Annotated in this window: 21 protein-coding genes; 13 read left to right on the top strand and 8 right to left on the bottom strand. The window is 73.6% G+C overall.

Features of this window, described 5'->3' with window-relative positions; genetic code table 11:
• Window positions 1-212 precede the first annotated feature (212 nt).
• Together ACFWTE_RS09705 and ACFWTE_RS09710 are read left to right on the top strand one after the other, a co-directional pair.
• Window positions 213-1004, top strand: coding sequence for a thioesterase II family protein (locus ACFWTE_RS09705; protein WP_378778899.1), 792 nt, complete (start codon window positions 213-215; stop codon window positions 1002-1004).
• A gap of 25 nt (window positions 1005-1029) precedes the next feature.
• Window positions 1030-1782 (top strand): class I SAM-dependent methyltransferase, encoded by a 753-nt coding sequence (locus ACFWTE_RS09710; protein WP_378778900.1) that lies wholly within the window; start codon window positions 1030-1032, stop codon window positions 1780-1782.
• Between the two features lie 182 nt (window positions 1783-1964).
• Here ACFWTE_RS09710 and ACFWTE_RS09715 read toward each other — a convergent pair whose 3' ends face one another.
• On the bottom strand, window positions 1965-2759 hold the full coding sequence (locus ACFWTE_RS09715) for an SAM-dependent methyltransferase (RefSeq protein WP_378778901.1): 795 nt from the start codon (window positions 2757-2759) through the stop codon (window positions 1965-1967).
• Window positions 2760-2928: 169 nt separating this feature from the next.
• Between ACFWTE_RS09715 and ACFWTE_RS09720 the strand changes: the two genes are divergently transcribed.
• The gene (locus ACFWTE_RS09720) at window positions 2929-3978 is read left to right on the top strand and encodes an STM4015 family protein (protein ID WP_378778902.1); all 1050 of its coding nucleotides are present in this window, start codon (window positions 2929-2931) and stop codon (window positions 3976-3978) included.
• 93 nt (window positions 3979-4071) lie between these two features.
• On the opposite strand, the gene ACFWTE_RS09725 is transcribed toward ACFWTE_RS09720, so the two are convergent.
• Together ACFWTE_RS09725 and ACFWTE_RS09730 are read right to left on the bottom strand one after the other, a co-directional pair.
• Window positions 4072-5499, bottom strand: coding sequence for an FAD-binding oxidoreductase (locus ACFWTE_RS09725; protein ID WP_378778903.1), 1428 nt, complete (start codon window positions 5497-5499; stop codon window positions 4072-4074).
• Between the two features lie 339 nt (window positions 5500-5838).
• Window positions 5839-7407 carry a cation:proton antiporter gene (locus ACFWTE_RS09730; RefSeq protein ID WP_378778904.1) on the bottom strand — a complete coding sequence of 523 codons (1569 nt, stop codon included), beginning with the start codon at window positions 7405-7407 and terminating at the stop codon, window positions 5839-5841.
• 542 nt (window positions 7408-7949) lie between these two features.
• On the opposite strand from ACFWTE_RS09730, the gene ACFWTE_RS09735 reads away from it, so the two are divergent.
• The 9 genes from ACFWTE_RS09735 (at window position 7950) to ACFWTE_RS09775 (ending at window position 17861) form a co-directional block, all read left to right on the top strand.
• A complete protein-coding gene (locus ACFWTE_RS09735; protein ID WP_378778905.1) occupies window positions 7950-8360 on the top strand; it encodes a Fur family transcriptional regulator in 411 nt (136 codons plus the stop codon).
• Between the two features lie 209 nt (window positions 8361-8569).
• Window positions 8570-8764, top strand: coding sequence for a hypothetical protein (locus tag ACFWTE_RS09740; RefSeq protein ID WP_378778906.1), 195 nt, complete (start codon window positions 8570-8572; stop codon window positions 8762-8764).
• Window positions 8761-10581, top strand: coding sequence for an ABC transporter ATP-binding protein (locus ACFWTE_RS09745; RefSeq protein WP_378778907.1), 1821 nt, complete (start codon window positions 8761-8763; stop codon window positions 10579-10581). Before ACFWTE_RS09740 ends, ACFWTE_RS09745 begins: the two co-directional genes overlap by 4 nt.
• Window positions 10578-12317 (top strand): ABC transporter ATP-binding protein, encoded by a 1740-nt coding sequence (locus tag ACFWTE_RS09750; protein WP_378778908.1) that lies wholly within the window; start codon window positions 10578-10580, stop codon window positions 12315-12317. The genes ACFWTE_RS09745 and ACFWTE_RS09750 overlap by 4 nt, the downstream gene beginning before the upstream one ends.
• Before the next feature lie 156 nt (window positions 12318-12473).
• A complete protein-coding gene (locus ACFWTE_RS09755) occupies window positions 12474-13988 on the top strand; it encodes an ABC transporter substrate-binding protein (RefSeq protein WP_378778909.1) in 1515 nt (504 codons plus the stop codon).
• Window positions 13988-14974 carry an ABC transporter permease gene (locus ACFWTE_RS09760; RefSeq protein WP_378778910.1) on the top strand — a complete coding sequence of 329 codons (987 nt, stop codon included), beginning with the start codon at window positions 13988-13990 and terminating at the stop codon, window positions 14972-14974. The genes ACFWTE_RS09755 and ACFWTE_RS09760 overlap by 1 nt, the downstream gene beginning before the upstream one ends.
• A complete protein-coding gene (locus tag ACFWTE_RS09765) occupies window positions 14971-15798 on the top strand; it encodes an ABC transporter permease (RefSeq protein WP_378778911.1) in 828 nt (275 codons plus the stop codon). The genes ACFWTE_RS09760 and ACFWTE_RS09765 overlap by 4 nt, the downstream gene beginning before the upstream one ends.
• Complete coding sequence (locus ACFWTE_RS09770) at window positions 15791-17242, top strand: ABC transporter ATP-binding protein (RefSeq protein ID WP_378778912.1); 1452 nt, start codon at window positions 15791-15793, stop codon at window positions 17240-17242. The genes ACFWTE_RS09765 and ACFWTE_RS09770 overlap by 8 nt, the downstream gene beginning before the upstream one ends.
• A gap of 247 nt (window positions 17243-17489) precedes the next feature.
• Window positions 17490-17861 carry a hypothetical protein gene (locus ACFWTE_RS09775; RefSeq protein WP_378778913.1) on the top strand — a complete coding sequence of 124 codons (372 nt, stop codon included), beginning with the start codon at window positions 17490-17492 and terminating at the stop codon, window positions 17859-17861.
• Here ACFWTE_RS09775 and ACFWTE_RS09780 read toward each other — a convergent pair.
• The 4 genes from ACFWTE_RS09780 to ACFWTE_RS09795 all read right to left on the bottom strand — a co-directional run bounded on the left by ACFWTE_RS09780 (window position 17812) and on the right by ACFWTE_RS09795 (window position 21494).
• On the bottom strand, window positions 17812-18174 hold the full coding sequence (locus ACFWTE_RS09780) for a VOC family protein (RefSeq protein WP_378778914.1): 363 nt from the start codon (window positions 18172-18174) through the stop codon (window positions 17812-17814). The two genes, ACFWTE_RS09775 and ACFWTE_RS09780, sit on opposite strands and share 50 nt — an antisense overlap.
• Before the next feature lie 129 nt (window positions 18175-18303).
• Complete coding sequence (locus tag ACFWTE_RS09785; protein WP_378778915.1) at window positions 18304-19275, bottom strand: phosphatidylinositol-specific phospholipase C; 972 nt, start codon at window positions 19273-19275, stop codon at window positions 18304-18306.
• 396 nt (window positions 19276-19671) lie between these two features.
• Window positions 19672-20241 (bottom strand): hypothetical protein, encoded by a 570-nt coding sequence (locus ACFWTE_RS09790; RefSeq protein ID WP_378778916.1) that lies wholly within the window; start codon window positions 20239-20241, stop codon window positions 19672-19674.
• A 479-nt stretch (window positions 20242-20720) separates the two neighbouring features.
• Window positions 20721-21494, bottom strand: a complete 774-nt coding sequence (locus ACFWTE_RS09795; protein ID WP_378778917.1) for a DNA polymerase beta superfamily protein — start codon at window positions 21492-21494, stop codon at window positions 20721-20723.
• Between the two features lie 227 nt (window positions 21495-21721).
• Here ACFWTE_RS09795 and ACFWTE_RS09800 point away from each other — a divergent pair, with 227 nt between their 5' ends.
• Window positions 21722-22534 (top strand): SAM-dependent methyltransferase, encoded by an 813-nt coding sequence (locus tag ACFWTE_RS09800; RefSeq protein ID WP_378778918.1) that lies wholly within the window; start codon window positions 21722-21724, stop codon window positions 22532-22534.
• Window positions 22535-22661: 127 nt separating this feature from the next.
• Here ACFWTE_RS09800 and ACFWTE_RS09805 read toward each other — a convergent pair whose 3' ends face one another.
• The gene (locus ACFWTE_RS09805; RefSeq protein WP_378778919.1) at window positions 22662-23687 is read right to left on the bottom strand and encodes a hypothetical protein; all 1026 of its coding nucleotides are present in this window, start codon (window positions 23685-23687) and stop codon (window positions 22662-22664) included.
• Window positions 23688-23734 lie beyond the last annotated feature (47 nt).

Below are 23734 nucleotides of genomic sequence, written 5' to 3' on the forward strand. Positions count from 1 at the left end.
AGCCCTTCTGAGCAGTTAATAAATACCACGAGAAAACTCGGGAAAACGGAGGGATCAGCTGATCTTCAGCGATAACTTTACAGCGCCCGGATTCGATTTCCAACACTATCGCTAATCCGCGAACCGAGACCAATGTCACCGGCGCCGCCAATGGCGACGCCATTTAAAGCCATTCTCTTTTCATTGAAAAGATCGCGAGGAGCAGCATTTCCATGGATTCGCGGTATTCGCCACTCAGCCCGTGGCTGCGTCGGCCCCAGCACCGCCCCCGGGCGGACGTGCGACTCATCTGCCTGCCCCACGCCGGCGGATCGGCGTCCTCGCTGCGACCGTGGCAGTACCTGCTGCCGCCCGGCATCGAAGCGCTGACCGTGCAGTATCCCGGGCGCGAGGACCGCTTCGGCGACCGCATGGTCGACACGATGCCCGAGGTCGTCGATGCCGTCGTCGACGCGCTGGACCCTCTCCTGGACCGGCCCTATGCGCTCCTGGGCCACAGCATGGGAAGCGCCGTGGCCTACGAGGTGGCCGTGGAAGTACGTCGCAGGTCGATCCCGCCGCCGGTCCGACTGTTCGCGTCGGGGCGGCCCGCCCCCCACCACGCCAAGCGCGGCGACGTCCACCTGCGCGACGACGTCCACCTGGCGTCCGACCTCACCCGACTGGGCGGCACCCCGCCAGAGGTCCTGGCCGACGAGGAGTTGCGGACCGCGGTGCTGCGCTATGTGCGCAACGACTACCGGCTGATCGAGACCTATCACCCGACCCGGGCGGAACGGCTCGACGTCCCCGTGCACGTCTTCGTCGGCGCCCAGGACCCGGAGTGCTCCGAGGAGGCGGCGGCGACCTGGAGGACCACGACGACCCGTGAGGTCACGACCGCGGTGTTCCCGGGTGGGCACTTCTTCCTCGTGCAGCAGCGCCGCCTGGTCGCAGCGGCCATCGCCCAGGCCCTGGGCCACGAGCCGACCGAGACAGCACCCACCTGGCCCAGCACACCCTGACGCCGTCACGACAAGGGAGATCACCATGGTTGCGGACTACTACACGGCCTCGGCCGAGTTCTACGAAATGGTCGCCGCCCGCCATGTGCGCACCAGCGCCGGACCACTGCGCGCCGCGCTGGCCGGTGTCGACCCCGGTACCGGCCCCGTCGTCGAGATCGGAGCGGGCACGGGCCGCATCACCGAAGTGATCGCATCGGCTCTGCCGAGCGCCTCGATCATCGCCGCGGAGCCGTCCACGCCCATGCGGGCGATGCTCACCAGCCGCGTCGTCGGCAAGGACGACCTGCGCCACCGCGTGACCATCAGCGCCGAACCCGCCCAGCGCCTGCGGCTACCCGACCGCGTCAGCGCGGTGGTCGTCTTCGGTGTGCTCGGGCACCTCACCAAGGACGAGCGGATCGCACTCTGGCACAAGCTGCGCGACCACGTCCCACCCGGCGCCCCGATCGTCGTGGAACTCATGGGCACCGGCTCCACCAGAGCCATCCCCCCCTTCCGCATGCTCAGCGAACGCATCGGCGAGCAGACCTACGAATGGTGGACGCAGGCCGAACCCGTCGAGGGCGACGTCCTTCGCTGGGAGACGACCTGGAAGGTCCTCCACGACGGCGCGGTGGTGCGCAGCACCCGCGACACCTACCTGTGGGAGAACCTCAGCATCGCCCGCCTGGCCGAGGAGGCCGGTATGACCGGGCGTCTGTTCAGCGAGCCCGATCTGCCCGGGGCACCGGAGATCGGTGTTCTCACCCCTTCGGCGTCCGGTCGGGGGCGCTGAGCCCCATCCCCTGCCGCCGCGATCGGCGGAGGCGTCCGCACCGCGGAGCCACGTGGTGCCAGGCGGTCCCGTGCGGTAGGGGGTGGCGCACGGGACCCCTCACGTATGGCCGGGAAGACCTGCGCCGTCGGCGTTCCGGGCGCTCGGGGTCGTGTGCGGGGCGCAGGGGGCCGTGCCCGGGCTCAGGGCTTGCGGGCGACGCCGCCGTACTGGGCGACCTCCTTGGCAGTGCCCACCTGGGTCTTCTCGGGCCGCCAGAACGGGACGGAGACCACGCCGGGCTCCAACAGCTCCATACCGTCGAAGAAGGCGCTGACCTGTTCCGGGGTACGCAGGTGGATGGGCTGGGCCGCGTTCTCGTTCCAGGCCTTGGCCGCCTCCACGATCTGCTGACTGGTGTCGGTGCTGTCGCACAGGGCGAGGAAGCTGCCAGGGGGCAGGGCGTCCACGTAGGCGCGTGCCACGGCGTAGGTCCGCTCGTCGGCCGGGAAGTGGCCGAACGTGCCCATGATGACCAGACCGATCGGCTGTGTGAAGTCCAGGTACTCGCGGGCCTGGGCCAGCAGCGTCTCCGGGTCGAGTATGTCGGCGTCGATGTACTGGGTGTCGCCCTCCGGAGCGCTGGTCAGCAGCGCCCGGGCGTGCGTGAGCACCAGGGGGTCGTTGTCGACGTAGACGATCCTGGAATCGGGGGCGACCGCCTGGGCGACCTCGTGGGTGTTGTTCGCGGTGGGCAGGCCGGTGCCGATGTCCAGGAACTGCCGGACGCCCTCTTCCCTGGCCAGGTGGGTGACCGAGCGGACGATGAACTGGCGGTCGGCGCGCATGAGCTCGACGATCTCGGGGAAGGCCTGTTCGACCTGCTCCCCCAGGGCGCGGTCGACCGGGTAGTGGTCCTTGCCGCCCAGCCAGTAGTTCATCACCCGTGCGGAGTGGGGGACGGTCGTGTCCAGGGGGACACGCGGGGTGTTCGTCATGAGCGCCTTCCGGATGGGCGGATGATCGGTCATTCTCCTCGTTCCCGAACCTTCTTCGCAAACGGGAAACCCCTGTGCGCAAGGGTTTTCGCGGGCATCGGCACCGCTGCCTGTCCGTGCGCGCTGCTAGACATGTCGCACACCCCCGGGCCAGCACGGAAGAGACATCATGATCCGAGAACACCTCACCGAGTACGCCGGGCTCCCCGTGGTCGAGTTCCTCGACCGGGACGCGGAGGCGCACGACCTCCAGAGGGCCGCCTTCGACGCGCGCGGGAAACAGGTGGAGGCCCCGGCCTCGACCCCGCACCGGGAGAGGATGGACAAGGCCGGGCTCGACCCGGGCTCGGCGGCGTGGCGGCTCCGGCTCTCCAGCTACACCGAGGAGCTGGTCCCCTACCTGGCCAGGTTCGTCGAGGAGGTGGACACCTCCCGGGTGACCGCGCTGGTGATCGGTGACTGGGGCTTCGAGGAGGGCAGCGACATCTCCTCCCGCGAGCTCCGGGACGCCCTGATCTCCCACGCCGCGGACCTGCCCGCGCTGCGCTCGCTCTTCCTCGGCGACATCACGTTCGAGGAGAACGAGATCTCCTGGATCCACCACTGCGACCTGGCTCCGCTGCTCGCCGCCTACCCCCGCCTGGAGGAGCTCGCCGTTCGCGGGGTCGGCGACACCTACCAGGGGGGAGACATGCTCTCCCTGCACGTGCCCGAACACGGCGCCCTGCGCTCGCTCACCCTCCAGAGCGGTGGCCTGCCCGGACAGGTGGTTCGCCAGGTCCTGGCCTCGGGGCTGCCCGCACTGGAGCGCCTGGAACTGTGGCTGGGCGTGGAGCACTACGGCGGCGACACCACCCCCGACGACCTGGCACCCCTGCTGTCCGGGGCGGCCCTGCCCGGCCTCCGGCACCTGGGTCTGCGCAACTCCCGCCGCACCGGGGAGTGGGTGCGGGCCCTGGCCGGGGCCCCGATCACCGCCCGCCTGTCCTCGGTCGACCTGTCCCTGGGCACCCTGCGCGAGGGCGACGTCGAGCACCTGCTCGCCGCCGTGCCGGTGCTCTCCCACCTGGAGAGCCTGGACCTGCACCACCACTACCTGAGCGAGGAGGCCACCGAGCGGGTACGGGCGGCCTTCGCGCGGGCGGGGGTGGAGGTCGACGTCTCCGACCGGCAGGGGGCCTCTGAGGAGGAGGACCACTACCCGGCTGTCGGCGAGTGAGTACGCCCCGGCCTCGCACCGCGTGCCCCCACAGGTCGTCGGTCAAACCGTGATCGGCCGGGGCCTGCAGATGATCGAGCCCGTCCCCGCGCCTCAGCCCCGTCGGGGGCGGGGGGCCGTGGGCGCGGCCCCCGCGGGACGGATGTTGTGGTTGCGGTGGAACACGTTGTCGGGGTCGAGCTCGGCCTTGACCGCGCTCAGCCGACGGTAGTTGTCGGCGCCGAACCCGGAGACGGTGCGCTCCTCGCCCTCGTCGGCGGTGAAGTTCAGGTAGACGTCACCGGTCGACCAGGGGCGCATGTCCGACCGGATGTCCCTCACCCACTGGATGGCGCGGGCGTCGTCGTCGGGGTCCTCCCACATCGCCAGCGGGTGCACGCCCCACCGGGCGTGGCGCCACGGGACCGGGTAGTCGGCCCGGGACCGCCCCATGGCACCGCCGAGCGGGAACAGGGCGTTCGCCGTCGGAGAGGGGACGATGACGCCCTCCCCCTGGGCGCAGAACATGTCGAGGGCGGGATCGGGCAGGGAGTCCAGGAACTCCACCGACCAGTAGTTGCGGTACCCGGGAGGGTCGTCGAGCGCCTTCTGCGCCGCGGCGTAGGGCATGTCGGTGAGCATCGAGGCCTTCGGCCCCATCCGCAGCAGGGGGGCCGCCAGATCGCGGAGCGCGGACTCGGCGCCCGCACACGTCACCACCACACCGCACACCAGCTTGCCGACCATCTCCTCCGGGATGAACGGCTCCGGCTGGGCGACCAGGTAGATCAGGCCTCCGCCGAACTCGTCGGGCGCCGTCGCCATGATGTCGCGCCAGACGCGGGCGACCTCGGGCCCGGCCTCGGGGAGGAACAGCAGAAGGGCCAGGGAGAACTCCGGCAGCGGGTGCAGCCGGAGCTCGATCCGGGTGGCCACACCGAAGTTGCCCCCGCCTCCGTGCAGCGCCCAGAACAGTTCCGGGTTCTCGTCGGCGGCGGCGTGCACCATGTCGCCCTCCGCGGTGACCAGGTCGGCGCCGAGCAGGTTGTCACAGGCCAGACCGAACTTGCGCTCCAGCCACCCGGACCCCCCGCCGAGCGTGAAGCCGCCGACGCCGGTGGTGGACACCCGGCCGCCGGTGGTGGCCAGGCCGTACGGCTCGGTCGCGGCGTCCAGGTCGCCCATGAGGGCGCCCCCGCCGACCCGGACCGCCATGGCCCCGGGATCCACGGCCACGGTGTTCATGTGGCGCAGGTCGATGACCAGGCCGCCGGGGGTGAGGGACATGCCCGCGACGCTGTGGCCGCCGCCGCGCACGGCGATCTCCAGGTCCTCCTCGCGTGCGCACTCGACCGAGCGGCGCACGTCGTCGGTGGTCGCGCACTGGGCGATCACACCGGGTCGCAGGTCGATCATGGCGTTGAACAGTGTGCGCGCCTCCTCGAATCCGCTGTCCCCGGGGACGAACACCCGGCCGCTGAAACCCGACCTCAGCGAGGCCAGCGCGGCGTCGGACACGGGCTGCACCTTGATCTGGGTCATGCCTGCCTCCCTCGTGGCGCGGGGCGCGCTCCGGGGCCCGGGAGGGCTCGGACGCCAAGGCGCCGCCGGAGCGCGACGCGCGTTCAACGCCCCTTCCGGGCAGCGTAGGACGGATGCCGCCGCTCGGATAACCCTGTTTTGGCGGATCGTTGCCGGAAACTGTTCTGCACCTGTGCGTGATCGGCCAGGCCCCCCTGGCCGGGGGATTCGTCAGAGAAGAGGGTTTGCCGGGGGGTGGCCCGGCCATGGCGGAACCGGGACTCCGCGGTTCCGCCAGGTGTGCCCGGTCGGGCCCCGAGTTCCCGGCCGGGCGCCGGGTCCCCACCGCCCCCACCGCCCTCAGCCGCCGAGGCGCCCGACCGCGTCGTCGACGAGGGCGCGCCCGGCCTCCCCGTACAGGTGGAAGACGGCGTCGGCGCCCCGGGACCGCAGCTCCTCGATCTCCTCCTCGTGGGTGACCACACCGGCGATCGTGGCGCGGCGGTCGTCTCCGCGCAGCTGTTCCAACGCCGCCAGGTTGCCCCGCTGGTGGGGCATGGCCAGAACCACCAGCCACACCTGCGGGTCGGGGCGCAGGCGCTCCCAGAAGTCGGGGTCGGTGGCGTCCCCCTCCACGACCCGGTACCCCCGCGCCCTCAGCCGTCTCACGGTGAGCGGATCGTGCTCCACCCCCACCACCGGGACGCCGTACTCCTCGATCAGCCGGTCGTAGGCGCCGCGCCCCACCCGCCCCATGCCCAGCACCACCGCGCGGGCTCCGGCGACGTCGATGGGGCGGTCCCCCTCCGGAGGCCCGGGGCGCTCGTAGCGGGCCAGCCGGGGCCCGAGCCTGCGGTAGAGCGCCTCGCCGACGGAGTTCACCGGAGCCGACAAGGCGAAGCTGAGCGCCACGACCAGCGCCAGCGTCACGAGCCACTCGTCCGGGAGCCGGCCCTGCGACGCCGCCATGGCACCGATGATGAGCCCGAACTCGGAGAAGTTGCTCAGTGCCGTCCCCGCCAGCAGGCAGGTGCGCCCGCGCAGCCTGAAGCGCAGGAACAGCGCCGTGAACAGCGCCCCCTTCAACGGGACGAGCAGCAGGAGTAGCACAGCGGGCAGTGACTCGGCGCTGGGCAGGGCCGTCAGGCCGATGCTGAGGAAGAACCCGACCAGTAGGAGGTCCTTGACCGACAGCAGCGTTCTGGCCAAGGACGCGGCGTTGGCGGAGGGGGCGAGCAGGACCCCGACGACCAGGGCGCCCAGGTCGCCCTTGACACCCACCAGTTCGAACAGGGCGTGGCCCGCCGTGAGCGCGGCGGCCACACCGAAGAGCACCTGCATCTCCCCGTGGCCGATGCGGTCCAGCAGCAGCCGCAGCAGCGGGGCCGTCGGCAGCAGCAGGAACAGGAGCAGCGCCCAGGGGCTGGGGTGCTCACCGGAGGAGGCGGACAAGAACACGACCGCGAACACGTCCTGGGTGATGAGTACACCGATGGCCAGGCGCCCGTAGAACGACCCGGACTCGTTGCGGGCCTCCAGGACCTTGACCGCCAACACCGTGCTGGAGAAGGACAGGGCGAACCCCAAAAGGAGCAGGGTCGGCCAGCCGAGGTCCTGGAGCACCGCCAGTCCGGTGAACCGCAACGCCCCGACGAAGAGGGCGATCAGCAGCGTGGAGGCGAGCATGTGGAGGGTGGCGGTGCCCCACACCTCGTGGCGCAGCAGGGAGCGCACGTCCAGTTTCAGACCGATGGTGAAGAGCAACAGGGTCACGCCGAGGCCGGCAGCGGTCTCCAGCGCCGGGGTGGGCCCGTAACCGAGGGCGTTGAGGACGAAGCCCGCCGCGAGGAACCCCACCAGCGGAGGCAGCCGCAGTACCGAGGCCCCGAGCCCTCCGGCGAACGCGGCCACGATGAAGGCAGGTTCCATGCGCGCGCCCTTCGCCTCGTTCGCAGCGGCCCGGACCGGGACGGCCACCGCCGGTCCTCCCGGCGGGCACCCGCGCCGTCGAAGGGCGCGGTGCCCGCACGGGTCCGCGCGGACGGGACGCCCGTCCCCTCTGAACAGCGGGGGCACACCTTCCGCGGATAGAAGGACACAGTACCCGCGTCCCTGCGCGAGGCCACGGAACGCGCGCCCGGAACAGGTCCCGGGCGCACCCCGTCACGGGCCGGTCCCTCCACGGCCCCGGGCGGGGCCTCACCGGCCGGGACCCCGGCGTCGCCCGCCCCGTCCACGGGCCCGTGGACGGTACGCCTGCGGCGGCTGCGTGCGGGGGTGGCAGGCGTGCCTTTCGGGAGGTTTTGAGGGGGTAGGGGCATGCCCATGCTATGGTTATGAAAATCATTTCCATTCAGGTTGTGTCACATGACCGGAGGATCGTGACGTGTCCGGAGGCAGGGAGCGGCGTCGTGCGCCGGGGCCGGCGGGCGCGCCGTTCGCCGTAAGAAGTTCCCGGATGGTCGGCTGAGATGCCCAGGGTGTCCCAGTACGACGACGTGGTCCTCGGTGCGCTGGGCCGGAGCACACACTTCCGCAGCTGCCAGGAGATCCACGCCGCCCTCCGCGGAGGGCGTTCCCGCGCCGGCAGGCCGCCCAGCCTGTCCACCGTCTACCGGACCCTGCACCGGCTCGCCGGAGAGGGCGTCCTCGACACCGTCCACTCGCCCGGAGGCGAGCGCCTCTACCGGCTGTGCAGGACCTCCTTCCGCCACCACCACCTGCTGTGCAGGGTCTGCGGTCGGGTGGAGGACATCGCGCAGGCGGACGAGCTGGCGGCGGTCGCCGACCGCGTGCGGCGCGACAGCGGCTTCGGCTCCCTGGACTACTCCTTCGAGCTCTCGGGCGTGTGCCCGCCCTGTACCCGGAGGACTCCGGCCTGAGGGGCGCGCACCCCCGCTGTTCCCGCTGCCGTACCCCGATGAGAGGAGGGTCGTGTCCACGACCCGTGGTGAGGAGGCACCGGTGCGGCCCCGGTGACCGGGGCCGGGTTCCGCACCGTGCCCAACACCCCCGGATCAGTGCCCGCAGTGCCCGCAGTGCCCGGCGTGCCGGCCGCGCCCGTTCCGACCCCGTCCGGAGGACACCCCTGATGCCGCTTCCCCCGATCGAGCCCCGTCCCGTGCCGGGCACCCCGCCCGACAACCGCCTGTGCTGGTCGCTGGACCCCGACCACCGCGTCCTGCCCGTCCACCACGTGCAGCGCTACCTCCTCGACCCCCTCACCGGCGGTGAACCCGCGACGAGCCCGGTGGCCACCCCCGGGACCGGGGCGCTGGCCAGGTGAGCACGGCACAGGAGACCGCCCCGCGCACGTCCGAGGCCGCGCAGACCGGGGACCATCGCGCCGCCTCCCCGCTCGGCGTCCTCCTCGAACCCGTCCGGGGGCGCGTCCGCGCGTCCGTGGCCCTGCAGGGTGCGGCGAGCGCGCTCGGCCTCGTCCCGCTGATCTGCCTCGTCGAGATCGCCGGCGCCCTGCTCGCCGCGGGACCCACCGACACCGCACTGGTGTGGACGCTGGTCGCGGCCGGACTGGCCGGCTCGGTGGCCGCCCTCGCCGCGAGCGCCGCGTCCACCCTGGTCGGCCACCTGGCCGACAACGACATGCAGCTGTCCGTGCGGCGCTCCCTGGCCCACCACATGGGCCGCGTCCCGCTGGGCTGGTTCTCCGGCCGCGGGTCCGGCCGGGTCAAGAAGGCCCTGCACGACGACATCGAGGACGTGCACTCCCTGGTCGCCCACACCCTGCCCGACCTGGCCGCCGTGGTCACGGTCCCGGTGGTCGCCCTGGTCTACCTCTTCGCCGTCGACTGGCGCCTCGCCCTGCTCTCCGTCGCCCTGGTCGCGGCGGGCGTCGCCCTGTTCGCCCGTGCGATGGCCGGTTCGAGGAGCAAGATGGCCCACTACGCCGAGGCCATGAACGACATCAACACCTCGGCGGTGGAGTTCGTCGACGGGATCCAGGTCGTCAAGCACTTCGGCGGACACCGCCGGGCCCACGAGCGCTTCACCCGCTCCTCCGACGCCTTCGCCGACTTCTTCCTCGCGTGGTCGCGCAGCACCACGCCCGTCACGGTCGGATCCTTCCTCCTGCTGTCCGCGCCCATGGTCACCGTCGCCGTCGTCGCGGCCGGGGTCGCCACCACCGCGCTCGGCTGGAGCGAGCCCGTGGCGGTGGTCGCCTTCGCGCTGCTGGCACCGGCCCTGTGCGCCCCCGTGAACGTCATCGGCTCCCGGGCCCAGCAGATCCAGGCGGCGGGCGCCGCCGCGACCCGGGTGGCGGGGCTCCTGGCGGTGCCCCGCCTGGAGGAGGGCAGCGGAGCCGTCCCCCGGGGCGCGCGCGTCACCTTCGAGGGGGTGCGCTTCGCCTACCCGGCCGAGGAGGAGGGAGAACCGGGGAAGGAGGTGCTCCGCGGAGTGGACCTGGTGCTGGAACCGGGCACCGTCACCGCCCTGGTGGGCCCCTCCGGCGCGGGCAAGACCACGCTGGCCACCCTGCCCGCGCGCTTCCACGACGTCACCGGCGGGGCCGTCACCGTCGGCGGGGCGGACGTGCGCGACATCCCCGCGCGGGAGCTGTACCGCTCCGTGGGCTTCGTCTTCCAGGACGCGCGGCTGCTGCGCGAGTCGATCGCGGACAACATCGCCATGGGCCGCCCGGGTGCCACGCGGGACCAGGTCGAGGCGGCGGCACGCGCCGCCCGCATCGCCGATCGCGTCGAGGCGCTGCCCCGCGGCTACGACTCCGTGGTGGGCGAGGACGCCGACCTGTCCGGCGGTGAGACCCAGCGGGTCTGCATCGCACGCCTCCTGCTCGCCGACACCCCGGTCCTGGTCCTGGACGAGGCCACCGCCGCCGTGGACCCGGTCTCGGAGGCGGCGATCCAGGACGCGCTCGGCGAGCTCGCGCACGGCCGCACCGTCCTGGTGATCGCCCACCGCCTGGCCACGGTCACCGGCGCCGACCGCATCGCCGTGATGGAGGGCGGGCGCATCACCGAGTTCGGCACCCACGCAGAACTCCTCGACCTCGGCGGGCGCTATGCGCACCTGTGGCAAGCCCAGCACAGCGACGACCGCACCGAAAAGGGAGAAGCCCTGTGATCCGCGCCTTCCTCCACGCGCTCGGACCCGAGCGGACCGGACCGGTGCGCGCGAGCCTCGCGCTCACCGCCCTGGTCTCCGCGGTCCAGGGGGTGGTGTTCGCGCTCCTGGTCCCCGTCCTCGACGCCCTCCTGGGCCCGACCCCCTCGGAGGCGGTGCCCTGGACGCTCCTCCTGCTCTCGGCGACCGCCCTCTACGCGCTCCTGCGCTCGGCCGGCCTCTTCCTCAGCTTCCGTGTCGGCGGCTCGATCTCGCGCGCCCTGCACCACCGCCTCGGCGACCACGTGGTGCGCCTGCCCCTGGGGTGGTTCACCGGCGCCCGCGTGGGAGAGCTGAGCCGCGTCGCCACCGACGGCGTCTCCCGCGCCACGAACGTCCCGGTGCACCTCTACCCTCCCCTGGCCGACGCGGTGGTGACCCCCCTCGTCGCGGTGCTCGCCCTGTTCCTGTGGGACTGGCGCGTGGCCCTGGCCTGCGCCGTGTGCGCTCCGGTGCTGTGGGCGGTGTTCACCCTGGCCGGCAGGGCGGTCGGACGCAACGACGCAGCCCGCGACGCCGTGACCGACGAGGCGGCCGGGCGGGTGCTGGAGTACGCCCGCGCGCAGGCGGTGCTGCGGGCCTTCGGCGGGGTCGAGCGCGGCCACGAGCGCCTGGACGGAGCCCTGGTCGCGGAGCACGCCGCCTCCCGGCACCTGCTGCTGCGCGCGGTCCCCGCCCTCCTCGGCTACTCCTTCGCCGTGCGCCTGTCCTTCGGCCTGGTCCTGGTCCTCACGGTCCTCCTCGCCCTCGGCGGCACCATCGACGCCCCCCTGGCGGTCGCGCTGCTCGTGCTCGTGGCCAGGTTCGTCCAGCCGCTGGTCGGGGCCGCCGACCAGGGCGCGGCGCTGCGCATGGCCGGCAACGGGCTGGGCCGCATCAACGCGGTCCTGGACGCCCGGCCGCTCCCCGAGCCCGAGAACCCGGTCCCTCCCCGGGGCACGGGGGTGGAGTTCGACGACGTGCGCTTCGGCTACACCGAGGGCGGGCCCACGGTCCTGGACGGGGTCTCCTTCCGGGCCGAACCCGCCACCCTCACCGCGCTCGTGGGACCGTCCGGATCGGGCAAGACCACGGTCGCGCGCCTGCTGGCGCGCTTCCACGACGCCGACGCGGGCAGTGTGCGCCTCGGCGGGGTCGACGTGCGCTCCATCGGCAGCGAGGAGCTGTCCGAGCACGTCTGCGTGGTCTTCCAGGACGTGTACCTGTTCGACGCGAGCATCGCCGACAACATCCGCCTCGCCGACCCCGCCGCCTCGCAGGAGGACCTCGACCGGGTCGCCACCGCAGCCGGCCTGGACAGTGTGCTGGCCGAACTCCCCGACGGCTGGGACACCCGCGTCGGGGAGGGTGGCGCCGCCCTCTCCGGTGGGCAGAAACAGCGCGTCTCCATCGCGCGAGCCCTGCTCAAGGACGCCCCCGTCATCGTCCTGGACGAGGCTTCGGCCGCCCTGGACGCCGAGAACGAGGCGCTCGTGACGGCCACGGCGCGCGCGCTGGCACGCGACCACACCGTCCTGGTCATCGCCCACCGTCCGGCGACCGTCGCCGCCGCCGACCGGGTCGTGTTCCTCGACGAGGGCCGCGTGGCCGAGCAGGGCCCACCCGGTGAGCTCCTCGCACGCGGGGGGCGCCACGCCGAGTTCGTGCGGGCCCGCGCAAGGGCCGAGGGCTGGAGGCTGGGCGCCCAGCCGGCCTGACCCGCGCCGACGTCCCCGCACAGGTGCGCGACCGATCCCCGACAGCGGCCGAGTGGCGCCCCCCGGGCGCCGCGCCCGCCACACCCCTGACCCCCGCGTCAGGACACCGAACCCCCGGGCCGTGACGGACACGGCCCAGAACCGAAAGGCCCCACGATGAGACGACCATCCCTCCTGGCAGGCGCGTGCGCGCTCGCCCTCGCCGCGACAGGCTGCGGCAGCGGCACGGGGGAGGAGGCCGACGCCTCCGCGGGCGCCGCCCTGCGCTACGCCGCGGTGGGGGCACCCGCCGCCACCACCCACGACCCCCACGGCCGGGTCGGCAACGAAGCCGACTACCTGCGCTTCGCCATGGTCTACGACGTACTCACCGTGACCGACGACCAGGGAGCCGTGCAGCCGCGACTGGCACAGGAGTGGGAACCCGTCGACGGCGACCTCGCCCTGTGGCGCGTCACCCTGCGCGATGACGCCGCCTTCTCCGACGGGGAGCCCGTCACGGCCGACGACGTCCTGTTCTCGCTGCGCCGCATCCAGGGCAAGGGCGCGGAGAACAACGGCCGCATGGCCATGTTCGACCTGGAGTCCTCCTCCGCGACCGGCGACCACGAGCTGGAGCTGGCCACCACCCAGCCCTACGCCGAGGTCGGCCTCGCCCTGGCCTCCCTCACCTTCGTCGTCCCGGAGGGCAGCGAGGACATCACCGAGCCCGTCCCCGGTTCGGGCCCCTTCGTCCTGGACGAGGGGGACGACACCACCTCCGTCCTGAGCCGCAACGACGGCTGGTGGGGGGAGGCGCCCGCGTACGAGACGCTGGAGATCACCGCCATGCCCGACCCGGCCGCGCGCGCCGCCGCCGTCGCCTCCGGGCAGGCCGACGTCGCCGGCAGCGTCGCGCCGGCCACCGCCCAGCAGTACGCCGACGGCGACGAGGTCGAGGTGGTCACCCGGCCCGGCGGCGTCAACTACCCGCTGGTCATGGACACCGCGACCGAGCCCTTCGACGACCCCCGCGTGCGCGAGGCCCTCAAGCTCGCCCTGGACAGGGAGCAGCTCGTGGAGACCGTCTTCCTGGGCTACGGCGAGCCCGGCGCCGACCTCCTCAGCCCCCTGGAGCCCTTCGCCCCCGACACCCCCGCCGTGGAGCGCGACCTGGACCGGGCGCTGGAGCTGCTGGAGGAGGCCGGCCACGAGGACGGAGTGACGCTCACCCTGCACGCCACCAACTCCTACCCCGGCATGGAGGAGACCGCGGTCCTGGTCTCCGAGCAGCTCTCCGAGGTCGGGATCGAGGTCGAGGTCGAGGTGGGGCCGCCCGACACCTACTGGACCGACGTGTGGAACGTCGAACCCTTCTACCTCAACAGCCTCGGCGGCAACGGCTTCGTCAGCTTCTCCCGCATGGCCCTGCTCGCCGACGGCCCCGTCAACGAGACCGGCTGGGACGACCCCGAGTGGGAGGCCGGCTTCGCCGAGGCCCTGGCCACCGAGGACGAGACCGAGCGCCACGCACTCCTGGGCGAACTCCAGCAGGACGTCGCCGACGAGGGCGGTTACGTGGTCTGGGGCCTGGGCGACGGCATCGACCTCACCGCACCCGGGGTGAGCGACCTGCCCACCGGGCCCGGCTTCCACCGGTTGCAGATCGAGCGGGCCGGAGTGCCGGGCTGATGATCCCGAGCGTGTCGGCGCCGCCCGGCGCCGCACCGCGGACGCGGGGAGCGGGGTCCACCCTGCTCCTCGCGTCCGCGCGGACCCTCTTCCTGCTCCTGGCTGTCTCCGTCATGGTCTTCGCCGCCACCGAACTGCTGCCCGGGGACGCCGCCCAGCTGCGCGCCGTCCCGGGCGCGGAGCAGGCCGAACTCGACCGGCTGCGCGAGGAACTCGGACTGGACGCGCCCGCGTGGCTGCGCTACGCCACATGGGCCACCGCGCTGGCCACCGGCGACCTCGGCACCTCCCTGGTCAACGGCAGGCCCGTCGCCGACGCGCTCCTCCAACGCCTGCCCGCCACGCTCACCCTCGTCGGGGGCGCGCTCCTGGTGGCCGCGCCCGCCATGCTCGCCCTGGGGTGGTGGGCGGGCGCCGCCCGGGGCGGGGGAGCGCCCACCGCCGTCCTCACCGGTGGCGCGGCCCTGCCCTCGGCCGTCGTGGCCAGCGGGCTGGCCGCACTGCTCTCAGGAGCCCTGGACCTGGTCCCGCCGGTGTCACTGCTGCCTCCGGGCAGACCGCCGACGAGCAGCCCCGAGCTCCTGGTCCTGCCGGTCCTGTCCCTGGCGCTGCCCACCGCCCTGTTCGGCGCGGGCCTGCTGTCGGGTGCGGTGGCCGACGCCCTGCGCCGCCCCCACGTGGCCGACTCCCGGCGCCGGGGCAACCCCGCCTGGAGGATCGCCGCGGTGGACGTGCTGCCCTTCCTCCTCGCCCCCCTCACACGCGTCCTCGCCGTCAGCGCGGGCGGGCTCGTCGCCGCCGCGACCGTGGTGGAGACCCTCTTCGGCTACCCCGGCCTCGGCTCCCTGCTCGTGGCCTCCCTCGCCTCGCGCGACCTGCCCGTGGTCCAGGCCACGGCGGTCCTCGCGGCGGCGATCGTCCTGGCGGGCCTGCTGCTGGCCGACACGGTCGCGGCCGTGGTCGAACCGCGGGGGGCCAGGACGTGAGCCGACTGCTGCTTCCCGCCCTGCTCCTCCCGGTCCTGGCCACCGCCCTGCTGGGCCACTGGTTGGCGCCCCACGACCCCACGGCCCCCCTCGGCGTCCCCTGGCAGGGCCCCGCACCGGGCCACCCGCTGGGAACCGACGCGCTGGGCCGCGACGTCTGGTCGCGCGTGCTGGCCGGAGGAGGAGGGCTCCTGGCGGTCTCGGTGACGGCCGCCGTGTGCGCCTCGGCCGTCGGCGTCGTCGGCGGACTGGCCGCGGGCTGGGCCGGGGGTGTGGTGGACCGGGCCCTCACGGCGGCGGCCGACCTCATGCTGGCCGTCCCCACCCTGCTGCTGGCCCTGGTCGCGGCGGTCGCGCTGCCCGGCCGCGCGGCCATCGTGGTCGCCACCGTGTGCGGCGGGGCGCCGCTCACCCTGCGCGTGGTCCGCGACGCCGTCCGCTCCGTCCGCGCCTCGGGATACGTGGAGGCGGCCCTGTGCCGGGGTGAGCACTCGGCGTCGGTCCTGGCCAGGGAGGTCCTGCCCGCCGTGCGCGGACTGGTCGCCGCCGACCTGGGACTGCGGCTGGTGGTGGCGCTCCAGATCGCCTCCGCACTGGGAGTCCTGGGCTTCGGCGCCTCCCCTCCGGCACCGGACTGGGCCCTGATGCTCCGGGAGAACATGGCCGGGGCGGCGATGAACCCCTGGGCCGTGGCCGCGCCGGCCGCCGCCCTGGGCGCGACCACGGTCGTCCTGGCCCTCTCCGTCCAGTTCGCCTCGCGCCGCGGCGGTACCCGGCCCCGCCGCCCCGACCCCGCACGAAGGAAGGAGACCGCCAGTGGGTGAGCACGAGGGGCTGAGCGCCCGGGGGATCCGGGTCCGGGACCTGTCGGGGCGCACCGTCGTCGGCCCGGTGGACCTGTGCGTGGCGCAAGGACGGGTCCTGGCGGTCGTGGGAGGCTCCGGCGGCGGTAAGACGAGCGCCGTCCTGGCCGCCCTCGACGCACTGCCGCCGGGGCTGGTCCGCGACGCCGGGGAGGTGCGCTGGGACCGGACCCCGATCCCGGCCGGGGCAGCGGCGCGCCGCTGGAGGTCGGCCCACGCCGGGATCCTCGGCCAGGACCCGGCCTCGGACCTGCACCCCCTGCGCACGGTCTCCGCCCTGGTGGCGGAGGGGCTGGTGCGCTCGGGCAGGCGCGGTTCGCGCGGGGCCGTGCGCGAGGCGCTCGCCGACCTGGGACTGGAGCCGGACGCCGTTGGGCCGCGCCGCCCGCACGAGCTCTCCGGAGGGCAGGCCCAGCGCGTGGCCCTGGCCAGGGCCCTGGTCGGCGACCCCCGGCTGCTGGTGCTGGACGAGCCCACGAGCGGGCTCGACCCCGCCACGGTGGAACTGGTGGCCGAGGTGCTGGAGCGCCGGCGCGGCAGGCCCGACAGGGTGACGGTCGTCGTCACGCACGACCGGGCCTTCGCCGAACGCGTGGCCGACGACCGCCTCGTCCTGGGCAGTACCCCCCACGCCCCGGACCGGGACGCCGGGCGTCCCGCACGAGATCCCGCCGGGAGCGCCGAGGTACTCGGACTCCGCGGACTCCGCGTGGCGGCGCCCGGCGGACGGGAACTGGTCGCCGGGGCGGACCTGTCGGTACGCCGGGGCGAGTGCGTCGCGGTTCTGGGCCCCTCCGGAAGCGGCAAGTCCACCCTGCTGCGCACCGTCGCCGGTCTGCACCCGCCCGTCGCGGGGAGCATGGCCCTGGGAGGGAAACCGCTGCCGCAGGGGGTGCGGCACCGCGACCGGCATCTCCTGCGCGCGGTCCAGTTCGTCGGCCAGGACCCCGTGGGGGCCCTCAACCCCGCCCACCGGGTGGACACGGCCCTCGCCCGCCCCGCCCGCGTACTCCTGGGGGCCACGCGCGCGCAGGCGCGCGCCCGCGTCCCCGGGCTCCTCGCCCGGGTCGGGCTGGCCGAGGACGTCGCGGGCTCCTACCCCGGGCGGCTCTCCGGCGGGCAGCGGCAGAGGGTCGCGATCGCCCGCGCCCTGGCCGCGCGCCCCTCGCTCCTGCTGGCGGACGAGGTGACCTCGGCCCTGGACGCGGCGAGCGCGCGCATGGTCCTGGACCTGCTGGACTCCCTACGGGAGGAGCACGGGCTCGCCGTGCTCATGGTCACCCACGACCGCGACGTCGCCGACCGGGCCGACCGGGTGCTCGCGCTGGACCCCGGGCGCCGGGAACTGGTGCCGGGGCGCCAGGGGCTTTTCCCGGCGGCCGACGGTGCTCCGGTCCCCCGGTGACGTCCGGGGGCGGGCAGCCGCGGGCGGGGCCGGAGGCGCACCCCGGGCGGATCTACACTCGGCGGTCACGCACACCCGCACAGAACGCCTGCCCCGCCCCCCTGGGGTGCTGGCACCGCCTGGGCCCGCAGCGGCGGCGCGAGCTGCGGCCGGCCGCCGCCGACTGGCTGTACGCGCTGGGCCCCTCCTGATCGGCCTCCAGTTCCAGGTCCAGCCCATCGACGGCTGGGGCCTGGCGGGAGGGGCCGTGGGCGCTCTCTTCGAGGAGCAGTCCGCCCGCTACGGGTCAGCGCTGCCGGGGCTGCTGTACTTCGTGCTCCCCGTCCTGTGCGCCGCCGCGGCGGCACTGGTGCGGCGGACCCGGCCCCTGTGGCTGACGTCCGTCGCCCTCGTCCTGCCGCTGGGGTTCGCCAACCCCGTTCCGGCGATGGTGGCCTTGTACTCCTACGCGAGCCACCCCGGGCGCGCCCTGTACCCGTGTGCACCGGGTGCGGCAGCGAGGGACGGGATCTGGGCGGTCCGAGGCGGGCGACACGAACCCGCCGCCCCGGCGGGGCGGCGGGTCCTGTTCAGCCCAGCATCTGCACCAGGCCCAACCGGTGGTCGTCGGGGCTCGTGAAGTCGCACCACGCCAGGGCACCCGGGATCTCCCGGCGCTCGCCGCTCCCGACGTCGACCGAGGCCAGGCGCTTCTTCTCGGCATCGAGGTCCTCGACGCCGAACAGGACCTTGGCCCCTGCTTTCTCCGCCTCCTCGTCACCCGTGGTCAGCAGCAGGCTCACGCCCTCGCGCAGGTCGAACTCGACGTCGGTGGGGGAGGGCTCCCCGGAGGGGCCGTGGCCGAGCACCTTCGTGTACCAGGCGGTCGCCGCCTCCAGGTCCCTGACAGGGAGGTTGACGACGACGAGAGTGGGCCGCAGTCCTTCGCTCACGGTCTCCTCACTTCCGTGTTTCCTCCGGGCGGGCGCGGTTCTCCCCTCCCGCTTGTGTACCGGGATCCTAGGGGCGGGTGACGACACCGCTCCTCCGAAAGGCCGCTACCGGGGGTCGGGGCCGGCGGCTCAGGACGGGTTGCGGGCCAGGACGAGGTCGGTCAGCTCCTGGCTGGGGAAGTCCATGACCACGACGCCCGTCCGGGGCGCCCGGGAGGCGCGCAGGTGGTCCGTGGCGTAGGTGTTGACACCCCGCTGGCCCAGGGCGCCCCACGCGACGTCACGGGGGTTGGCCCACGGGGCGCCGCTGCCGCTCAGGTGGTTGACGTACAGCAGGTCCTCTGGCCCCTCGGCCGCCGCCGTGAAGTGTTCCCGGGCGCTGTCCCACTTCGCCGGGATGTCGAAGAGCGTGGGCACCCGGTAGTCGTCCTGGACGCTGAGCGCGGGCCCGTTCCAGCGGACGCCGTAGTCGCGGGAGGCGGAGAAGTCCTGCACGATGACGATCCGGCCGCGGACCTCGCCGAGGTCGGGCACCCGTGCCCCGCCCTGCTCCGGGATCCACAGGTGCTCCGCCAGCAGGTCGCGGGTGTCCGGGTTCTCCTCGATGTAGTGGTCCAGGGTCTCCTCGTAGGTCCGGGTGTTCTCCTCCTCGGTGTGCTCCTTCTTGAGCCTCATGAGCACGGTCTCGGACGGGTTCCGTTCGAGGAAGGCGCTCACGTCGGTGACCACGTCGGTGAAGTTGAGGTGCAGGTACTCGGCCCCGTGGTGGATGGGGAACGCGTCGCGGTGGTGGCGCGTGCGCACGTCCAGGAAGCGCACACCGGAGTCGAGCTGCTGGGAGATGGTCAGGTCCTGGGTGCGCGACCACACGGAACCCCGCCAGGCGCCGCTGTCGTGCGTGCCGGGGAGGGACAGGGCGGCCAGGCCCGTCCGGTCGGGCAGCGGCGCCATCCAGGAGGTGCGCTCGGCCAGGGGTGCGGGGGCGGCAAAGGCGGGGGCCGCCGGCGCCAGGAGGGCGGGGAGGACGAGGAGGGCGGCCAGGGCCGCGCCCAGCAGGGACGCGGGCGCGGTCGCGGCGGAGGGTCCGGGGGAGGGGAGCATGGGGGGCTTCCTTCGGTCACGGGGCGGGCACGCCGCCGTGGCGCACCCGGGACGCCGTCCACCCTGTCACGGCCGGGCCGGCCTGACACCCCCTGTGCGCGCCCGCCCCGCCGGGGCCCTCGGCCTCCGGGGTCGTCCTCCGGTGTCCCACCAAGAAATCTACGTCGTAAAGGTAGGGCTGCGGCTGACCCTTCCGTCTCACGAGTTGCACGAATCGTGATCCGGCGCGGCACCGGAGTCCGTAAGGTGGTCCGTGCGCGCACGCGCGCACGCCGGTGCGGGGCAGCGTGGACGGATGTCCCGCACCGGCCCCGACCGCTCGCTCCGGGCCGTCCCGCGTGCACGCCGCAGCCCCCGGCCCCGACCGGCCGGGACATCCGTATCCGGGCTGGACCCTCACCCCCACCAGGGGCCACTGCCCCGGAGCGCGTGCGGGGCGGTCTCCATCATCCAGTGCTGCCGCGCCGACCAGCCGAGGAACCGGCGGGCCCCGCCGGGCGCCCGCTCCACCAGCGGCCCGCCGTCGACCACCTGGCGCAGACCGGCCAGCACGGGCGCCATCCGCTCGCGCGTGTGGTCGGGACGTTCGGAGGAGGACTCCTCCATCCACGCCATCACCTCGCGCTGTTCCGCGACCGGGCACAGGGACAGGAAGAACACCGTCTGGCGCCACGAGAACGCCGCGGTCCTGATGTGCCCGTACGGCGTGCCGACCCGCGGCAGGCGCTCGACGGCGGCGAGGGTCAGGGCATGGGCGCGCCGGGCCGGTTCCGCCCACCCGGCCGCCGGTACGACCCCGGCCTCCACCAGTGTGGCCGGGTTGTGGGTGGTGAGGATCTGCGCCTGCTCGATCACCGTGCCGTTGGACGCGACGCCCAACCCCGGGTTTCCCGCGCGCTCCGCGCACAGGAGGGCGAAGGGGGTTCTGCGGTCGGCGGCGGGCGCAACCTCCTCCAGGCCGAGCACCCGCGCGCAGTCGATGTCGTAGTAGCGCGCGTAGAGCGTGCCGGACAGCAGCCGGGCGGCGATCTTCGCGGCGCGGTAAGGGCCGAGAGGCCCGCGCGGTTTTCTTCGGAGCCGGGTTCAGGCCCCGGGGCAGCCCGCCACGGCGGGTGGGGGCGGCCGGGGAAGCGGGGTCGGCGGGTGCGTCCGAGGGACGGCACCCGCCACCGGCTAGCGGGTCTTGATCAGCGCGGGGACGATTCCGGCGATGAGCATCATCGACAGGCTCACGACCATGAGCACAAAGGCGATGGTTCCGATCATGGTGTTTCCTCACGTTCGTTGTTACCGGACATCGCGCGCTGTGTCCGCCGAGCGGTCGCCGCCCGGCGGGCCGGGGACGCGAGTGCCTCTCCGGTGGCTCACCCTATCCCGGCCCCGCGCCGGTCCCGCGTCGGGTGCCGTCCTGACCAGCGGGGGCGCCGGGGCGGGGCCCGTGCCGGTCAGCGCCCGTCCCAGGACCGACGGTAGGCGTCGACCAGCCAGCGGTCGGCCCAGGCGCGGTCGGGCTCCTCGGGCAGGTCCGAGCTCTCGCACAGCGCGGTCAGCCGCTCCTCCAGGTCCGCGGCGCGCGCGAGGGCCTCGTCGCGGGTGTGCTCGCCGCGCCGCAGCTCCCGCAGCCACGTGCGGTCGGCCTCCGGCATCGGCAGGGTCAGGTGTCCGGTCTCCAGGAGTTCGACGCCCTGGATGCCGAGCCGGACCATGTGGTAGGCGAACTTGGTGTCGAAGCCGTGCAGGTCGACCAGTTCGGGCCTGGTGGTGTGCTTGCCACCGCGCAGGCCCTCCATGCGGTCGCGCTGGGCACGCAGGTAGCCGAGGAAGCGCCAACCCGCCCTGCGCGACAGGATGCGGTCTCCCGCGGCGCGCAGTTCGCGGCCGGTGTCCGTGATGGCGACGATCTCCCCGTCGGGGACGAACAGGGGCAGCAGGACGGTCGGGTTGCCGTTGAGGGCCAGGCGCATCCACTTGCGCAGCGAGTAGACGGTCAGGTCCAGGTCGCCCGGGCCGGACCGGGCGTGCTCCGGCTGGGTGCGGTGGACGTACTGCTCGAAGGTGCGCAGCCCGATCACGTACTCGGGCGGTTCGACGCAGATGCCCATCTCGTCGCGGTCCTCCTGGCCGGCGACGGTGACCCCGTAGGCGCCGGAGCCCACCTGGCAGCGCAGGACGGTGCCCTTCTCGGCGATCCGGGCGTACTCGGGGACGGAGTGCTTCACCTGGGGCTCCTGGTCGTCGCTGTGCCTGGGGCGGGGTTGGCGGCAACCTATCGCCCGGAGGGCGGGCCCCTCGACCCCTTTTTTCGCCCCGTGGACGCCGGAAGGCCGACGGGGTAGGCGAATCAGTGCGTTTCGGCCCTTGCCGGTAGGCCCCTCGGGACCGTTTACTTGTCCCTTTAGTGCCCCTTGTGGGTGTTGCCAAGTACTTGCGCAGAAAGAGGCCGTCCGTGCCCCCTGTGTCTCCCGAGGGTTCCGCCCCCAAGATCGACACCTCCATCCCCCACAACGCCCGTATCTGGAACTACTGGCTGGGCGGCAAGGACAACTACCCCGTGGACCGGGAGATGGGTGAGCAGATCCGTTCGTTCTTCCCCGAGATCGTGGACAACGCCGTCGCCGACCGCGCCTTCCTCGTCCGCACGGTCACCCACCTGGCCGTGGAGGAGGGGATCCGGCAGTTCCTGGACGTGGGCACCGGGCTGCCGACCCACAACAACACCCACGAGGTCGCCCAGTCCGTGGCCCCGGACGCGCGCGTGGTCTACGTGGACAACGACCCGCTGGTGCTCACGCACGCCCGCGCACTGCTCACGGGGACCGAGCAGGGGTCGACCGACTACGCGGACGCCGACCTGCGCGATCCCGACTCGATCCTGGCGGCGGCCTCCGCGACGCTGGACCTGTCCCAGCCGGTGGCCCTGATGCTGCTGGGAGTGGTGAACTTCGTCGCCGACGACGACGAGGTCCGCTCGATCCTGGACAAGCTCGTGGGCGCACTCGCCCCGGGGAGCTTCCTGGTCGTCTCCCACCCCACGGACGACATCGACCACGAACGGGCCCACCAGGTGGCGGCCGCGTGGAACGAGCGCGGCACCCCCAAGCTCACCATCCGCTCGGCGGCGGGCATCACCGCGCTCTTCGACGGCCTGGAGCTGCTGGAGCCGGGCCTGGTGTCCTGTTCGCTGTGGCGTCCGGACCCCACCGAGGTGGGCGAGGTCCGACCGGTGGCCGAGTACGGCGGTGTGGCCCGCAAGGGGTAGGTGTCCGCCCCCGCCCGGCCGTGGGAGGGCCCCGGAGCGCGTTCGCTGCCCCGGGTCCCTTCCGCTCCCGCCGTTCTCCGGGCCTGCGCGCGACCCCGCCCCCGGCCGGTGGCGGGGTCGCGCGGGCTCACCCGGCGCGTGCGATCGCGATGGTCGCCCCCAGACGGCTGCCCGCCTCGTAGAACATGTACTGCGTGCCCCCGTCGGACCCGAACGAGGGCGCGGCGCTGCGCCCCGAGTCCGGCGGCCCGGCCAGGGGTCTGTGCACCACGCCCAGGTGGTCGCGCCGGGAGAAGTCCCGGCCGACCTCGGTGAGGCGGATGTCGCCCCGGTCGGTGTGGTAGGCGACGTAGGTGCTGCCGCCCCGCTCGACGACGTGGGGTCCGGACAGGTTCGACACCCCCACGGCGGAGTGGGAGATCAGCGGCTCGGGGTCGAAGTCGAAGGTGATGCCGTCGGCGGACCACCCCCACCCGATGGAGCGGTTGTTGCCCGTGCTGTTGCGCATGAACACCATCACGTAGCGCGAGCCCCGGTCCGGCAGGGGGTGCTCGAAGACCCGGGCGTAGGAGGCCTCCGTGGTGCCCGGCACCATCGCCGTGGTCAGCACCGTGCCCTCATAGTCGAAGGTGATTCCGTCACGCGAGCGCGCCAGCCGTGTCGTGGTGTTCTCCCCGTGGAAGTACAGCCACATCTCGCGGTGCTCGGGGTTCCACATCACGTGCGGCGACGACACGTGGCTCACCGAGTAGTGGGGTGACCAGTCGCGGGCCACGATCGGATTGCCCGGGTGCTCGGTGAACGGGCCGTCCGGGCTGTTCGCGTACGCGAGGCAGATGCCGCCGGGGGCGTCGTGCGGCGCGTAGTAGAGCAGGAAGCGCCCGGGGGCCTGGGGCAGCCTCCCCACGGTCCCGCGCAGGCAGGGGAAGATCAGCTCCCCGGTGGGGTTGTAGGCCAGCGACGAGGTGTCGAGCGCCTCGCGCAGGAACCTGTACTCGGGCAGTACCGAGGCGGTGCGGGCCGCGCCGGCGGGAGCGGCCGGGAGGAGGCCGGGCGCGAGGAGGGCTCCGGCCGCGGCGGCTCCGGCGCCCAGGAGCGCCGTCCTGCGGCCGACGCCCGTGGGCGCGGTGTCGGGGGAGTGTGCGTCGGACATGACGGATCCCTTCCGGAGCGGGTCGGGGGGTGCTCCGAAACCCAGAG

It is taken from the genome of Nocardiopsis sp. NPDC058631 (assembly GCF_042716955.1).
GTDB lineage: Bacteria > Actinomycetota > Actinomycetes > Streptosporangiales > Streptosporangiaceae > Nocardiopsis.

Bases quoted from the DNA above. Each gene is read 5' to 3' on its own strand.
- ACFWTE_RS09785 (WP_378778915.1), bottom strand. From the start codon at position 19,275: ATGCTCCCCTCCCCCGGACCCTCCGCCGCGACCGCGCCCGCGTCCCTG.
- ACFWTE_RS09710 (WP_378778900.1), top strand. From the start codon at position 1,030: ATGGTTGCGGACTACTACACGGCCTCGGCCGAGTTCTACGAAATGGTC.
- ACFWTE_RS09805 (WP_378778919.1), bottom strand. From the start codon at position 23,687: ATGTCCGACGCACACTCCCCCGACACCGCGCCCACGGGCGTCGGCCGC.
- ACFWTE_RS09755 (WP_378778909.1), top strand. From the start codon at position 12,474: ATGAGACGACCATCCCTCCTGGCAGGCGCGTGCGCGCTCGCCCTCGCC.
- ACFWTE_RS09730 (WP_378778904.1), bottom strand. From the start codon at position 7,407: ATGGAACCTGCCTTCATCGTGGCCGCGTTCGCCGGAGGGCTCGGGGCC.
- ACFWTE_RS09720 (WP_378778902.1), top strand. From the start codon at position 2,929: ATGATCCGAGAACACCTCACCGAGTACGCCGGGCTCCCCGTGGTCGAG.
- ACFWTE_RS09715 (WP_378778901.1), bottom strand. From the start codon at position 2,759: ATGACGAACACCCCGCGTGTCCCCCTGGACACGACCGTCCCCCACTCC.
- ACFWTE_RS09740 (WP_378778906.1), top strand. From the start codon at position 8,570: ATGCCGCTTCCCCCGATCGAGCCCCGTCCCGTGCCGGGCACCCCGCCC.
- ACFWTE_RS09705 (WP_378778899.1), top strand. From the start codon at position 213: ATGGATTCGCGGTATTCGCCACTCAGCCCGTGGCTGCGTCGGCCCCAG.
- ACFWTE_RS09760 (WP_378778910.1), top strand. From the start codon at position 13,988: ATGATCCCGAGCGTGTCGGCGCCGCCCGGCGCCGCACCGCGGACGCGG.
- ACFWTE_RS09725 (WP_378778903.1), bottom strand. From the start codon at position 5,499: ATGACCCAGATCAAGGTGCAGCCCGTGTCCGACGCCGCGCTGGCCTCG.
- ACFWTE_RS09735 (WP_378778905.1), top strand. From the start codon at position 7,950: ATGCCCAGGGTGTCCCAGTACGACGACGTGGTCCTCGGTGCGCTGGGC.